Annotated in this window: 15 protein-coding genes; 11 read left to right on the top strand and 4 right to left on the bottom strand. The window is 32.5% G+C overall.

Annotation, left to right across the window (positions count from 1 at the left end; all coding sequences use genetic code 11):
* Positions 1-13: 13 nt before the first annotated feature.
* Positions 14-601 (bottom strand): CYTH domain-containing protein, encoded by a 588-nt coding sequence (locus CD155_RS04695; RefSeq protein WP_103212671.1) that lies wholly within the window; start codon positions 599-601, stop codon positions 14-16.
* A gap of 281 nt (positions 602-882) precedes the next feature.
* Here CD155_RS04695 and CD155_RS04690 point away from each other — a divergent pair, with 281 nt between their 5' ends.
* The 7 genes from CD155_RS04690 to fabI all read left to right on the top strand — a co-directional run bounded on the left by CD155_RS04690 (position 883) and on the right by fabI (position 7,804).
* Entirely contained in the window at positions 883-1,230 is a 348-nt protein-coding gene (locus CD155_RS04690) for a UPF0738 family protein (RefSeq protein WP_070832003.1), read from the top strand.
* A gap of 16 nt (positions 1,231-1,246) precedes the next feature.
* Entirely contained in the window at positions 1,247-1,882 is a 636-nt protein-coding gene (yjbM, locus tag CD155_RS04685) for a GTP diphosphokinase (protein ID WP_002441856.1), read from the top strand.
* Positions 1,883-1,895: 13 nt separating this feature from the next.
* The gene (locus CD155_RS04680) at positions 1,896-2,705 is read left to right on the top strand and encodes an NAD kinase (RefSeq protein WP_070832000.1); all 810 of its coding nucleotides are present in this window, start codon (positions 1,896-1,898) and stop codon (positions 2,703-2,705) included.
* A complete protein-coding gene (locus CD155_RS04675) occupies positions 2,702-3,556 on the top strand; it encodes an RluA family pseudouridine synthase (protein WP_103212670.1) in 855 nt (284 codons plus the stop codon). The genes CD155_RS04680 and CD155_RS04675 overlap by 4 nt, the downstream gene beginning before the upstream one ends.
* Before the next feature lie 25 nt (positions 3,557-3,581).
* On the top strand, positions 3,582-4,967 hold the full coding sequence (mgtE, locus tag CD155_RS04670; protein ID WP_103212669.1) for a magnesium transporter: 1,386 nt from the start codon (positions 3,582-3,584) through the stop codon (positions 4,965-4,967).
* Between the two features lie 8 nt (positions 4,968-4,975).
* Entirely contained in the window at positions 4,976-6,820 is a 1,845-nt protein-coding gene (locus CD155_RS04665) for a monovalent cation:proton antiporter family protein (protein ID WP_103212668.1), read from the top strand.
* Between the two features lie 213 nt (positions 6,821-7,033).
* On the top strand, positions 7,034-7,804 hold the full coding sequence (gene fabI / locus CD155_RS04660; protein ID WP_002441867.1) for an enoyl-ACP reductase FabI: 771 nt from the start codon (positions 7,034-7,036) through the stop codon (positions 7,802-7,804).
* A 127-nt stretch (positions 7,805-7,931) separates the two neighbouring features.
* On the opposite strand, the gene cozEa is transcribed toward fabI, so the two are convergent.
* Positions 7,932-9,017, bottom strand: coding sequence for a lipoteichoic acid biosynthesis protein CozEa (cozEa, locus tag CD155_RS04655; RefSeq protein ID WP_103212667.1), 1,086 nt, complete (start codon positions 9,015-9,017; stop codon positions 7,932-7,934).
* A gap of 275 nt (positions 9,018-9,292) precedes the next feature.
* Between cozEa and CD155_RS04650 the strand changes: the two genes are divergently transcribed.
* The gene (locus CD155_RS04650) at positions 9,293-10,039 is read left to right on the top strand and encodes an esterase family protein (protein WP_103212666.1); all 747 of its coding nucleotides are present in this window, start codon (positions 9,293-9,295) and stop codon (positions 10,037-10,039) included.
* A 172-nt stretch (positions 10,040-10,211) separates the two neighbouring features.
* Positions 10,212-10,721, top strand: coding sequence for a YjcG family protein (locus tag CD155_RS04645; protein WP_002441877.1), 510 nt, complete (start codon positions 10,212-10,214; stop codon positions 10,719-10,721).
* A 296-nt stretch (positions 10,722-11,017) separates the two neighbouring features.
* Here the strand turns inward: CD155_RS04645 and ltaA are convergent, their stop codons facing one another.
* Both ltaA and CD155_RS04635 read right to left on the bottom strand, forming a co-directional pair.
* Complete coding sequence (ltaA, locus tag CD155_RS04640) at positions 11,018-12,211, bottom strand: lipoteichoic acid biosynthesis MFS flippase LtaA (protein ID WP_103212665.1); 1,194 nt, start codon at positions 12,209-12,211, stop codon at positions 11,018-11,020.
* Positions 12,189-13,364 (bottom strand): diglucosyl diacylglycerol synthase, encoded by a 1,176-nt coding sequence (locus CD155_RS04635; RefSeq protein WP_103212664.1) that lies wholly within the window; start codon positions 13,362-13,364, stop codon positions 12,189-12,191. The genes ltaA and CD155_RS04635 overlap by 23 nt, the downstream gene beginning before the upstream one ends.
* Positions 13,365-13,902: 538 nt before the next feature.
* Here CD155_RS04635 and CD155_RS04630 point away from each other — a divergent pair.
* Both CD155_RS04630 and CD155_RS04625 read left to right on the top strand, forming a co-directional pair.
* On the top strand, positions 13,903-15,387 hold the full coding sequence (locus CD155_RS04630) for a UDP-N-acetylmuramoyl-L-alanyl-D-glutamate--L-lysine ligase (RefSeq protein ID WP_103212663.1): 1,485 nt from the start codon (positions 13,903-13,905) through the stop codon (positions 15,385-15,387).
* The gene (locus CD155_RS04625) at positions 15,377-15,616 is read left to right on the top strand and encodes a YueH family protein (protein ID WP_070831982.1); all 240 of its coding nucleotides are present in this window, start codon (positions 15,377-15,379) and stop codon (positions 15,614-15,616) included. Before CD155_RS04630 ends, CD155_RS04625 begins: the two co-directional genes overlap by 11 nt.
* The last annotated feature ends 13 nt before the right edge of the window (positions 15,617-15,629 follow it).

Raw genomic sequence — 15,629 nt, 5'->3', positions numbered from 1 at the left:
ATGGGAAATCTCGTTATTCTTTGCTTGAATTTTGCTTTTCTTCAAAAAATCGTTGAACTTTATTTAACGGTTTCTCATGACTTAAATTAAACTCTTGAAGTAAATGATTAAACTTTTCATAACCTTCATCGTATGAATGAACTTCAAATTCAAGTTCATAATCGGTTTTACCTAGATATTCACTTTGGTCTAAAACTAAAAGTTCATTTTGAAATTGCGTTTCTAATCTATGAGTGGTAAGCGCTCCTAAAATGATAAGTTCTTTATCGGAAACGCCAAATTGATTTTCAATAATATCCCTGATGTCTTCAGGTAGTTGAGACAATGAGATTGTTGTATCTATTTTAGGAGAAATATTAATCTCGTGGTTATACTCGGTTAAACCAACTTTTGCAGGTACCTTTAAGGTCATTTCATATTGATTGTCTTTAACTCTTATACGCAATGCTGATTGATGTTTCTTCAATTTGAAATCATTCGTATCAATATAATAGTTCGTTTGAGTAAAGGGTTTATCATTTTCAAAATAAGTGTTACGAATTTGATGATATACGTTTTCATTTAAAATTTGCTTGAACTCAATTTCATTATTTGTTGCCATTATTAACACCTCGTTTAAACGCTTCTGAGTATTTCTAATTATGAAGAAAGTTCTTGTTAAATTAAAGTAATTTAATCATTGTAAGTAGCAATCTGAAATTTTTTTCTGTGATCCTTTTTTATCTGAAAATGAATTTAATATTTGCTAAGATTTCTAAAGTTGAAAATAAGTTGTGAAAATATGAATTTTAGTGAGTTGTACTATGATTTCTATGTAAGTTGTGGCGTGTTTTGTAAGTATATATTATGTTAAACTAGTATGGAATAAGGAGGAAGACAGGCATGCGTATTTATATAAATGAAATTAAAGTAGAAGAAGATGGCATTTATTGCTTCTCTGAGGATCCTACAGACGGATTAGAAGAAGTTGGACAAATGCTTGTTGATAGTGATAATTATGGTTTCGCATACATACTTGATGACGGCGAATCGTATTCTTATTTAATTTTTGTACAAGAGACATGGTCGATGTTACATGAAAATAGAGATAAGAAGGTTATCATAAATAATCATTTAGAATTAGAGCACTTCCAAGAAGAATTAGATTATATATTAGATAATATTGAAGGAAATAATAACTATGGTAAGGAGTTTGTTTCAGCTGTTGAAAAAACTTTCGAACTAGAGTGAAGCGGAGTGAAACAAAATGAACCAATGGGATCAATTTTTAACACCTTATAAACAAGCGGTAGATGAGCTAAAAGTAAAACTCAAAGGTTTACGTAAACAATATGAAGTGGGTGAAAACACGTCACCTATCGAGTTTGTTACAGGAAGAGTAAAACCAATATCAAGCATCATTGATAAAGCTAATAAAAGAGGTATTCCGTTTGACCGCTTACATGAAGAAATGTATGACATTGCTGGGTTGAGAATGATGTGTCAATTCGTAGATGATATTGATGTGGTAGTGGACATACTAAGACAGCGAAGAGACTTTAAGGTTATTGAAGAACGAGATTATATTCGTAATACAAAAGAGAGTGGTTATCGTTCTTATCATGTCATCATTGAGTATCCAATTGAAACGCTTAATGGACAAAAACATATTTTAGCAGAAATTCAAATTAGAACTTTAGCAATGAACTTTTGGGCAACAATAGAACATACGCTTCGTTACAAATATGATGGCGATTATCCTGATGAAATTCAACATCGTCTTGAAAGAGCTGCTGAAGCTGCATATTTACTTGATGAGGAAATGTCAGAGATTAAGGATGAAATTCAAGAGGCACAAAAATATTATACTCAGAAACGTGCCAAGAAACATGAAAATGACTAATGAGGTGTAAATGATGCGTTATACAATCCTAACTAAAGGTGATTCAAAATCGAATGCATTAAAACATAAAATGATTAATCATATGAAGGATTTTCAAATGGTAGAGGATAGTGAAAATCCAGAAATCGTCATATCTGTTGGTGGGGACGGCACGTTACTTCAAGCATTCCATCAATATAGTCATATGCTTTCAAAAGTTGCGTTTGTAGGTATACACACCGGTCATTTAGGTTTCTACGCAGACTGGTTACCTCATGAAGTCGAGAAGTTAATTATTGAAATCAATAATTCTGAATTCCAAGTTATTGAATATCCTTTATTAGAGCTAATCGTAAGATATAACGATAACGGTTATGAAACGCGATATCTTGCTTTAAATGAAGCCACCATGAAAACTGAAAATGGTTCAACTTTAGTTGTGGACGTTAATATTCGTGGCAAACATTTTGAACGATTTAGAGGGGATGGGCTATGTATTTCAACACCTTCTGGTTCAACAGCTTACAATAAAGCTTTAGGAGGTGCGCTCATTCATCCATCATTAGAAGCGATGCAAATAGCTGAAATAGCTTCAATTAATAATCGTGTGTTTAGAACTGTGGGATCGCCTTTGGTATTACCAAAGCATCATACTTGTCTAATTATGCCTGTCAATCATGACACAATTAGAACAACAATTGACCACGTAAGTATTAAACATAAAAATGTAAATGCCATTCAATTTAGAGTAGCAAATGAAAAAGTAAGGTTTGCGAGATTTCGACCATTTCCTTTTTGGAAAAGAGTGCATGATTCATTTATCTCAAGTGATGATGAAAGATGATTTTCACTTATGTAATAAAGGAATTTGAAACAGTTAAATCTTTCTTGCAGAGACATGATTACTCTAAAAAGACTATTAGCGCCATTAAACGTAATGGCGCTTTAATTGTAAATAAGCAACCTGTAACTGTCAGGAAAGAAATGACTTTTGGTGATCATTTAGAAGTCCATATGCCAATAGAGCGACCTAGTTCAAATTTAATCCCTTATCAAAAAGCATTGGAAATTATTTTCGAGGACGATTTTCTAGTTATAGTTAACAAACCTCAATATCAAAACTGTGCGCCTTCTAGAGAACATCCTCATGAGAGTTTAGTGGAGCAGGTGTTAGCATATCTAATCAATAAAGGCGAAAAGTCAAACCCGCACATAGTTACTAGGTTAGATCGAAATACAATGGGAATAGTTGTATTTGCTAAGTATGGACATATCCATCATTTATTTTCAAAAGTTAAGTTTGAAAAGGAATATGTCTGTCTTGCATATGGTCGGACAAAAGCAAAAGGTGTCATTGAAGCGCCTATAGCAAGGGATAATAAGAGTATTATTACTCGTAAAATTTCAAAAGATGGTAAATATGCTAAAACAAGTTACTACACATTAGCTCAAAAAGACAATGCGAGTTTGTGTAAAGTCAAATTACATACCGGACGTACGCATCAAATCCGTGTGCACTTTCAGCATATAGAGCACCCGATAGTTGGCGATGACTTATATGGAGGACACCATAGACAGATAAAAGGACAAAGTTTACAATGTTGTGCAGTTAAATTTCTTCATCCAATTTACAAAAATGAAATATCAATAAATATTGATTACAAACAATTAATTAATTTATTTAACATGCTATAATAAATATGCTTTGGAGGTGTAATGAATGTCTAACGACGCAGAGATAAAAGAGAATGTGCGTGAAGACGTATATAATGAAGAATTATTAGATAAATTATTAGATGAAAATGATATAGATCAGTTTAGAGATGAATTTTTATCTATGCACAATTACGAACAAAGTGAGTACTTTGAGGACACAGACGATGATAAAAGACAAAAAATATTTGAGTTTTTATCCCCGAAAGAAGTAGCAAATTTCTTCGATCAATTAGATATTGACGATGAAGATTACGAAGACCTTTTTGATAAGATTAATGCTACTTATGCGAGTCATGTTTTAGAAGAAATGTCTTATGATAACTCAGTAGATATTTTAAATGAATTATCTAAATCTAAAGTCGCTAGCTTACTTACACTAATGGATAAAGATGAAGCAAATGAGATAAAAGCTTTATTACATTATGAAGAAGATACCGCTGGCGGTATCATGACTACAGAATATATTTCTCTTAAAACTACGACACCTGTTAAAGAAGCACTGATGCATGTTAAAGAACAAGCTCCAGATGCTGAAACAATTTATGTTATCTTCGCTGTGAATGAAGCAGGTCAACTTGTAGGCGTACTTTCTTTAAGAGACTTAATTGTTGCGGAGAATGATTCATATATAGAAGATGTTATGAGTGAACGTGTCATTAGTGTAAATGTCGCTGATGACCAAGAAAACGTTGCACAAGTTATGAGAGATTATGACTTTATCGCAGTACCAGTTGTAGATTACCAAAATCATTTATTAGGTATCATTACTATAGACGATATCTTAGATGTCATGGATGAAGAGGCTAGTGAAGACTACTCACGTTTAGCCGGTGTCTCTGATATAGACTCTACAAGTGATTCTGTTGTAAAAACTGCGACTAAACGTCTTCCGTGGCTTATCGTCTTAACGTTCTTAGGGATGATAACAGCAACAATTCTAGGTAGTTTCGAAGATACTTTATCGAAGGTTGCTTTATTAGCTGCGTTTATACCTATTATTAGTGGGATGTCTGGAAATTCAGGTACACAATCGTTAGCCGTTTCAGTACGTAATATTTCAACTGGAGAAATAAATGAACAAAGTAAATTTAGAATTGCATTAAGAGAGGCCGGTAGTGGATTTTTATCTGGACTGATTTGTGCTATTGTACTTTTCTTAATTATTGTAGTTATATACAGACAACCGTTATTAGCACTTATTGTAGGTGGAAGTCTAACTTGTGCTATGACAGTGGGTACATTAGTAGGTTCTATGATTCCGCTTCTTATGAATAAATTTAAAATTGACCCAGCAGTTGCAAGTGGTCCATTTATTACAACAATTAATGATATTGTCAGTATGTTAATTTATTTCGGTTTAGCAACTTCATTTATGTCATATTTAACTTAGGAGGTCTCATGGAGTTTTTATCATTAGTTATTGTAGTTGTTGCTGCATTTTTAACTCCAATTATCGTTAACCGACTTAATATTAATTTCTTGCCTGTCGTTGTGGCAGAGATTTTGATGGGAATTATTATTGGCCATTCTCTTCTCAACATAGTAGAGAGAGATTCGGTACTTAATATTTTATCTACATTAGGTTTTATATTTTTAATGTTTTTAAGCGGTTTAGAAATTGATTTCAAGGCTTTTAAAAAGGATTCCCGTTCAAGACAAGGTGAAAATAAACAAGAAACACATATACCGAGTCATTTAAACCTAGCATTAACTGTATTTGGTTTTATCATGCTTATTTCAATCATTTTAGCCTACATATTCAAGTGGTTAGGTTTAGTAGATGACGTACTATTAATGGTAATCATAATATCTACCATATCTTTAGGCGTTGTGGTTCCGACACTTAAAGAAATGAATATTATGCGTACCACAATAGGTCAGTTCATACTATTAGTCGCAGTTTTGGCTGACTTAGTTACAATGATTTTATTAACGATCTATGGTGCTATCAACGGTCATGGTGGTAGTACGATTTGGTTAACTGGTATATTAATCGTTTTCACTGTCATTTTCTACATATTAGGCGGACTATTTAAAAGAATGTCGTTTTTACAAAAGTTAATGGATGGGACGACACAAATAGGGATTCGCGCAGTTTTTGCATTGATTATTTTACTAGTAGCTCTTGCTGAGGGCGTAGGCGCTGAATATATACTAGGTGCATTCTTAGCAGGTGTAGTCGTGTCTTTACTTAATCCAGATGAAGAAATGGTGGAAAAATTAGATTCTTTCGGTTACGGATTCTTTATACCGATATTCTTTATTATGGTGGGTGTGGACTTAAATATTCCGTCCTTAATTAAAGAACCATCGATACTTTTAATTATTCCTGTACTTATTTTAGCTTTTATCGTTTCAAAACTTATACCAGTATTCTTTATCAAGCGTTGGTTTGATACAAAAACGACGATTGCTTCAGCATTTTTATTAACTTCTACACTTTCATTAGTTATTGCAGCAGCAAAAATTGCAGAGCAACTCAAAACAATTTCAGCGGAAACGTCAGGCATTTTAATTTTAAGTGCTGTCATTACATGCGTTTTTGTGCCGATTATTTTCAAAAAAATGTTTCCAATTCCGAATGAAGTTAATCGTCGCATAGAAGTGAGTTTAATTGGTAAGAACCAGTTAACAATTCCAATTGCACAGAATTTGACCTCTCAATTGTATGATATATCACTTTATTATCGAAAGGATTTAAGTGACAGTAGAAAATTATCAGATGAAATTACAATGGTAGAGATTTCTGATTATGAAGAAGACTTATTAGAACGTTTAGGACTTTTTGAACGAGATATTGTGGTATGTGCCACGAATGATGATGAAATTAATAGAAAAGTTGCTTTAATGGCTAAGAGGCATGAAGTGAATCGTGTGATTTGTAGATTAGAAAATTCAAACGAAGATGCTGAAATTAAAGCACAAGGTATTGAAGTATTCAGTAACTACCTTAGTAATAAAATATTATTAAAAGGTTTAATTGAAACACCGAATATGTTAAATCTTTTAAGTAATGTGGAAACATCTCTATATGAAATTCAAATGTTAAATCATCAATATGAAAATATTCAATTACGTAATTTCCCATTCGGAGGAGACATTATATTTGTTCGAATTTTACGTAATAACGAATCCATAGTGCCTCATGGTGATACACAATTGCGTTATAAAGACCGTTTAATTGTTACAGGATCAAAAGAATATGTTGATGAACTTAAACAAGAATTAGAATTTTATTATTAAATTAGAATAACCCATAGTTAATGAACTGGTGCATGATAAAATGCGCCAGTTCTTTTAAGTAGGGTTGAGTATAAGTCTTTCGTGGCATGCTAAATCACTTTATTATCAGGTACTAAAAGTGTTAAACTGTATATGGTAAATAGGTTATAAATGAAGTTGGTTTTTAACCATAAATAAACATTAATTATTTTATTATTAAGGAGTTATACTGCAATGTTAAATTTGGAGAATAAAACATATGTCATTATGGGTATTGCGAATAAACGTAGTATCGGTTTTGGCGTTGCTAAAGTATTAGACAAATTAGGTGCGAAATTAGTATTTACATATCGTAAAGATCGTAGTCGCAAAGAATTAGAAAAGTTATTAGAACAATTAAATCAATCTGAACATCATTTATATCAAATTGATGTGCAAAGTGATGAAGACGTTATCAATGGTTTTGCTAAAATTGGTGAAGAAGTAGGTAACATTGATGGTGTATATCATTCAATTGCTTTCGCTAATATGGAAGATTTAAGAGGTCGTTTCTCTGAAACATCTCGTGACGGTTTCTTACTTGCACAAGACATTAGTTCTTACTCATTAACAATTGTTGCACATGAAGCTAAGAAATTGATGCCTGAAGGCGGTAGCATTGTCGCAACAACTTATCTTGGTGGAGAATTTGCGGTTCAAAACTATAATGTGATGGGTGTTGCTAAAGCAAGCTTAGAAGCTAATGTGAAATATTTAGCTTTAGATTTAGGAGAAGATAATATCCGTGTGAATGCTATTTCAGCTGGTCCTATTCGTACTTTAAGTGCAAAAGGTGTAGGCGGATTTAATACAATTCTTAAAGAAATTGAAGAACGTGCACCATTAAAACGTAATGTGGATCAAGAAGAGGTTGGTAAAACTGCAGCTTACTTATTAAGTGATTTATCAAGCGGTGTAACTGGTGAAAACATCCACGTTGATAGTGGTTTCCACGCAATTAAATAATAAATAACTTCATTTAAAATATTGAAGTGTATGAAGCGGTTGAGTTGCAAGCTCAACCGCTTTTTCTGTATTCATAAAAAAACACCACTTACGAAAAGGTAAGTGATGTTTATATATCAAGTTATTGTTAATCTTTAACATTGCTATTCGCTTTATCAATGATACGTTGGCGATATTTAAATATATTGCTAACTAATGTCTTAAGTACTGCATATAATGGTACAGCGATAAGAATTAAAGTAAAGCCACCTAAATCTCCTGCTGCCAAAATCACAACAATGATTGTTAGAGGATGGATACTTAAAGATTTACCCATAACGTTAGGCGTAATTACATTACCTTCAAGTTGTTGAGCAACTAAAGTTACAATACATACCCAAATGAATGTTGTTGGTCCATCGATAATACCTAGAATAGCGGCAGGCGCAAATGATAGCCATGGTCCTAGGAAAGGAATTAAGTTAGCTACACCGGCGAATAATACTAGTAACGGCGTATAAGGCAATCCAATAATAGTATAACCAATATATAAAATGATACCTAGTATGACACTAACCGTTACTTGTCCTTGGATATAAGATTTTAAAGTGAAGTTTAAGTCTTTTAATAAATCTACTACGAATACTTTACGTTCACCTTTGAAAAATTTACCAATAGCAGGAATGAATTTTTCATGGTCTTTTAACATATAGATTAAGATGAAAGGCACCATGATTAATAAGAAAACTGTTGAAATAAATGATGTAATATATGTGACTGAATTAGATAGGATTGACGTTACGCCATCACCCATAGATCTAACAGCTTTATTAATGCGGTGTGTCACATCATCAGGTAGTTTATCCATTTGTTTTAAAGAGAAGTTGATGAGATGTTCAGCTTCTTTTTGCAATGCTGGTGTTTGTTTGATTAAGTTATTTATATTGGAAATAATAATCGGTGCGATAAATGAAACTACAATAGCAATGATTGCTATTAAACCGATAAATATTGTTAGAATACTTGCCCATCGTGGAAATCCCCACTTTTCAAGCAAATTTTGGAATGGTAAACATATGTAAAATAGAAAACCACTAATTAAGAATGGAAGGAATACAGAGCCGATAATTGTAGCAATTGGTGTAAATACATTGTGTACTTCCATAAATAGTTTGATGAGTATGAACAGCATGATGAAAAATATGCCAGTTCTAAACCAAACTTTATTGAACATAAACCTCTTTCCTCCTATTACGTCTCATTTATTTATTCCTAATAAGTATATCTTAAAAACCTATCTTTAAAAAGAGAAAAATGCTTTCCTAGTCATCGTTAAGAATGATGAGAATCAGAAAATATGATTTGAACAATGAACATGATTTAGTGAACAACTTTGATTTTTAAGAATGTGATTTAAACATGATATTCAATCGTTAAATTGATTTTCAAGAATTTAAAAGTAGTTTAAGTATTGGTACAATAATATTACTACGACGAGGGGGCTCATATATGACAGAGTTTAATGCTGGAAAGATAAATAAAAAGGTAATACATAGTGATATTTTAGATAGAGATGTAACGCTCTCCATTTATTTGCCAGAGGAGTATACAGAACTATTTAAGTATCAAGTTATTTTATGTTTTGATGGATTAGATTTCTTAAGATTTGGTAGAATACAACGTGCTTATGAACAATTGAGAAAGGATAATGACATACAAAGAGCAATTATTGTAGGATTTCATTATGAAGATGTTGATAAACGTAGAGAAGAATTCCATCCTTCTGGAAGCCGTTCTCATCTAACTGTACAAGCTGTTGGTAAAGAGATTCTGCCGTATATTGACTCTACTTTTCCAACTTATAAAGTAGGTAATGCTAGATTACTTATAGGGGACAGTTTAGCTGGTAGTATTGCTTTGATGACAGCTTTAACGTATCCGACGATTTTCAGTCAGGTTGCAATGTTAAGCCCGATGTATAACCAAAATATTAAACAGAAATTAGAAAGTTGTGATGATAGAAAGCAACTTACTTTATGGCATGCAATTGGTTTAGAGGAAGAAGATTTTACTTTACCTACTAATGGTGAAAGAGCTAATTTTCTCACACCAAATAGAGAACTTTCTGAGCTCATTAAAGGCTATGATATGGATTATTATTATACTGAATTTGAAGGCGGTCATAGTTGGAAATCGTGGAAACCTATGTTAGGAGATATCTTAAAATATTTCTTAAGCGATGTTATCCCTGATTAAGTCCTTGTTTTAAAAGAAATATTTGACATTATAAAAATGATTTAGAAGTTTCTTGAAAAGTAGATATCTTAAATGTAGAAATTTCTAAAATGTAATTGTTTTCACTTTTAAAGTAACGGTTTTCAAAAAATTTTGATATAATGGAAATATGTTAAACAAAGGAGGAATTTAAATGATTTTAGGATTAGCATTAGTTCCGTCTGAGTCATTTCAAGATGAGGTGAATGCATACCGTAAGCGTTATGATACACATTATGCGCAAATTATGCCTCATATTACAATTAAATCTCAATTTGAAATCGACGATAATGAATTAAATTCTATTAAAGAAGAAGTGAAAAAACGTATTAGCGACATTCAACCTGTCGATGTACATGCGACAAAAGCTTCAAATTTTGCTCCAACAACAAATGTGATTTACTTCAAAGTGGCAAAAACTGATTCATTAGAAAAATTATTCGATCAATTTAACACTGACGAGTTTTATGGTAAAGCTGAACATACTTTTGTTCCGCATTTTACAATTGCACAAGGCCTTTCAAGCCAAGAGTTCGAAGATATTTATGGTCAAGTTAAATTAGCAGGGGTAGATCATAAAGAAACAATTAGTGAACTTTCTTTACTACAATATAGTGAAGAAGACGATAAATGGTCAGTAATAGAGACATTTAAGTTAGGATAATAAAAATATATGGAAGTGGGGCAGACATTTCATTTGGCAAATTATTTTTGTTGTTCCACATCCAACTTGCATTATTTGCAGAATTTCATAAAAAAGAAATTCTCTATGTTGGGAACCGCTGGCAAGGATGGCTATGATTGAAAGAAGCTTAGTATAAGCATAAGCGCAATCCCAATTCAGACATTTATTGCCAATATGTTAAAGAAAGCTGAGATAATCATGTCTTAGCTTTCTTTTTTATTAGGATAAAAGAAAAACGTTCAGAACCCAAAAATTCTGAACGCTTTAGTGATCTATTATGATTTGGAGTTTTGTTTACCACTAATAAAGTAATAACCGTAAAATACAGCTAGCGATATAAAGATTAAAGCTGAAAAATAGAATGTATTATTTAAACTATTTGTAAATTGTGTAATTAAACCACCGATTAAAGGACCTATCATAGATCCGAAACCTTGAACACTATTAAATACGCCCCAAGTTTCTTCTTGTTCGTCGGGGTTAATATGTCCAGCCATAAACGTATTCCACGCTGGTAACAAAATTCCGTACATTAATCCAATAAACAGGGCAATGCCCCATACGATATAAATATTAGTTACCATTGATAGTCCGAATATTAGGATAGTATATAAGATGAATCCACCGAAAATAATACTATACATAAATCCGCGACTGTTATTGTCAATAATCTTCGATAAGAATAACATTGAAACTGCGCAGCCAATACCGCCAATAATGATAGCAACAGTATATTCAACGGTAGAAACTTTAACTACTTTAGTAGCATATTTAGGTAAAATTGGGACTAGTGCTGCTATAGCTGCACCTTGTAATAATATCCCGGGAAATAAAACAAGGTGGCGTTTTGTTACATCTACAATTTGTTTAAGTTGCTCGGGAACTGGTTTAGTATTATAGTTAGTTAATTTAATGTTAACAAAGTAATATAAAATCCAAGCTACAAGAACAACTAATGACATCATAAATGCAAATCGAGTAGGATGTAATTTGATTAGTAAATTCATTACAACCATACCGACTAATAAACCAAGTAACCATGAAAAATAAACATAGCCCATCTGTTTGCCACGATTATTTTCCTCGACACTAGACAGCATGATCACCCATATAGGGCTCACAGCAATACCCAGCATAATTGAACTAAAGATAATTACAAAAGGTGAGGCTGGAAACCAAATCACTAAAAATAAACTTACAAATGCGAGTAAAAAGCCAGCAGTAAGTACCACTTTGGCACCAAATTTCTTGAGTAAGAAACCAATGACAAAGTTCGTAGCTGCATCAGCTATAAAATGAATGGAAAATGCAAATGAAGTAATTGCAATTGCAATCGACGTCACAGTAGGTAAGAAGTTAATATAACTTAGTATGTACATGCCTCGTGCAAATTCCATTAAGAATAAAATAACTAACATAATAACGAAATTTCTGTTATTAGAATAATTATTTAACGAAGAATCTTGCATATAAAGGAACCTTTCCGTATATTTCTTCAGGTTGTGATGAGTGACCAATTAAGTCTAATAAGTCTCTACATAATTTTTGAGTTGAATAACTTACCTTTGATTCTCGCATTTGATTAGTCATATTTTCCAATTTATGTTCATGATTGGTTAAATCGGATACGATATTGATTGCTTCATTAGGTGTATCTGCAATCTTGCCGAATCCTTTTTCTTCGAAATAATGAGCATTTTCAAGTTCTTGTCCAGGAGCAGGATTTAAGAAAATCATCGGAATACATCTTGTTAATCCTTCGGAAATTGTAATCCCGCCTGGTTTAGTAATCATGAGCTGACTTGAAGCCATCCATTCATTCATATAATTTGTGTAGCCAAGAATTAAAACGCTTGGATAATCTTTAAATTTTGATTTTAATGAGCGTTTGAGTTCTTTACTACGCCCACATATCATCACCACTTGAGAGTGAGGACTCTTATCTAATATTTCATTAATCATGTAATCGAACCCTTTAGATACGCCGAATGCACCAGCTGACATTAAAATCGTAGGTTTATTCGGGTCTAAATGATGTTTGGCTAACCAAGCTTCTTTATTAATAGGTTCTTCAAATTTATCTGCAATTGGGATACCTGTAACTTTAATATGAGAGGCTGGAACACCAGCTTCTACGAAATCTTGTTTCGTATCCTTTGTAGCTACGTAATATCTTTGCGAATCCGGAGTAATCCAGTTCTTATGCATACGATAATCAGTCATGACAGTGGCAATTGGGATGTTAATGTTGAATTGTTCTGTTAATACTGACATCACTGGAGTAGGGAATGTTAATAAGATTAAGTCCGGTTTCTCTTTGATAAGTAAATTAATTAACTTATTTAATCCATAATATTTATAAAAACATTTATCAAGCTCGTTAGGGCGGCTATAATAAAAACGTTTATACATATTTCTAAAATATCTAAAGCTATTGATGTACCATTTTTTACATATAGAAGTCATAATTGGATGAGCTTCCATAAATAAATCATGTTGTATTACTGATAAATGATCGAGGTTCATTTCATTCAATTGGTTGACAATACTTTGCGTGACTTGCATATGACCGTTACCAAAAGAGCCAGTAATAATCAATATCTTTTTATTTTGAGTAACCATTTATAGCCACCCTCCATTAATTTTTAAAATTTATAATAAGTGTAACGTATTTTCATACATTATAAAAGGAATTAAGCGACAATAAATCTTAGCAATCATCCACTATAAATGCAGTGTGCAACACTTTTCGAATAGTTTAACTACTATGCAAACTAAATAACTAAAATTTTTATTTATGCAGTATACCATACTCATCTTCAAAATAAGTTTTAAATTACTCAAATAAAAATTCGTTGTAACTCAAAAGTATCTTAGCAAAATCTTTATAATTTCTTAACCTATTTTCATACTAGCATTATTTGTAGAAATTGTATCGGGATGAAAAGGGTTATGGAAATATTTTAAAGATATTTTTACTTTAGCTTAATAAAATAGCTTCATATTAACATTAAAATCATATATAGATAGTTAAAATGAAATAATATTAAATATTGAAGAATTCATTTGGAACACATTGAATTGCACAAATAAGAATAAATTTATCAACACTCACAAAACGTGTATAATAGAATTATTGTAAAAAAAGGAGCGATACATTTTGAATGCAAGTGCGTTGTTCGAAAAAATAAGAGTAAAAAACGTAATTGGAACGTTAGATATAAATGTAGATGATATTACTACTGATTCACGTACAGCCAAAGAAGGAAGTATATTCGTTGCTTCTAAAGGATATACGGTCGATAGTCATAAATTTTGTCAAAATGTCATTGAACAAGGATGTCGTATTGTTGTCGTGAATAGAGAACTAGAACTTGAGGGAGACGTGACACAAGTCATTGTTCCTGACACTTTACGTGTTGCGAGTTTGCTTGCCCATACGTTATTTGATTTTCCGAGTCATCAATTAACAACATACGGTGTGACAGGTACCAACGGCAAAACTTCAATTGCTACGATGATTCATTTAATTTACAGAAAGTTAAATAAAAGTAGTGCATATTTAGGAACAAATGGATTCCAAATTAATGAAAAGAAGACGAAAGGTGCAAACACTACACCAGAAACGGTCTCTTTAACTAAGAAAATTAAAGATGCTGTGGATGAGGGTGCTGAAGCAATGACGTTGGAAGTGTCTAGTCATGGTTTATCTCTTGGACGCTTAAGAGGTGTTGAATTTGATGTAGCTATCTTCTCAAATTTAACTCAAGATCATTTGGATTTCCATGGCACAATGGAAGCATATGGTCATGCTAAATCATTATTATTTAGCCAACTCGGTGAAGATTTATCTAAAGAAAAATATGTTGTGTTGAATAATGACGATGATTTTTCAGGTTACTTAGCAAGTGTCACGCCTTATGAAGTATTTACATATGGTATAGATAACGAAGCACAATTTATGGCTAAAAATATTAATGAATCTCTTCAAGGTGTCGAGTTTGATTTGAGTACACCATTCGGAGATTATCATGTGAAGTCACCATATGTTGGACGTTTCAACATTTCTAATATTATGGCAGCTATCATTGCGGTATGGAGTAAAGGTGCCACAATGGAAGAAATTATTAATGCTGTAACTTCTTTAGAACCTGTGGAAGGCCGTTTAGAAGTGCTTGACCCATCATTACCAATCGATTTAATTATTGACTATGCACATACTGCAGACGGAATGAATAAATTAATTGATGCTGTGCAACCATTTGTAAAACAAAAATTAATATTCTTAGTTGGCATGGCTGGTGAAAGAGATATGACTAAAACTCCAGAAATGGGTAGTGTTGCTTGTCGTGCAGATTATGTTATCTTTACTCCAGACAACCCTGCTAACGATGATCCTAAAATGCTTACAGCCGAATTGGCTAAAGGCGCTACACATGATAATTATGTGGAATTTGACGATCGTGCAGAAGGCATTAGACATGCAATAGATGTAGCTGAACCTGGCGATACTGTCGTATTAGCCTCTAAAGGTAGAGAACCTTATCAAATCATGCCAGGACATGTGAAAGTGCCGCATAGAGATGATTTAATCGGATTAGAAGCTGCGTATAAGAAATTTGGCGGTGGCCCTGTTGAAGATTAAGCAACTTTGCCATAATAGTTTAAGAATGAATGTCTATTTTTACCAAAATGTAGATAAGGAAGTTATGATGATCGCGATTCCAGATATATACTGGTCTGTTGAACTGCCTATTGAAATGTCTAAAGATGAAATTCATGAAGAACTATTAATGCAATTTTTTAATTTTTATACGGAAAATGAAGCGGACGCACTTGCACGCGACATTTGTGAATTAATCGCAACAAACTAAAAGGAGAATAAAT

Source organism: Staphylococcus caprae (assembly GCF_002902725.1).
GTDB lineage: Bacteria > Bacillota > Bacilli > Staphylococcales > Staphylococcaceae > Staphylococcus > Staphylococcus caprae.
The sequence above is the reverse complement of the archived record's forward strand: the minus strand, read 5'-3'. Positions and strand labels throughout refer to the sequence as shown.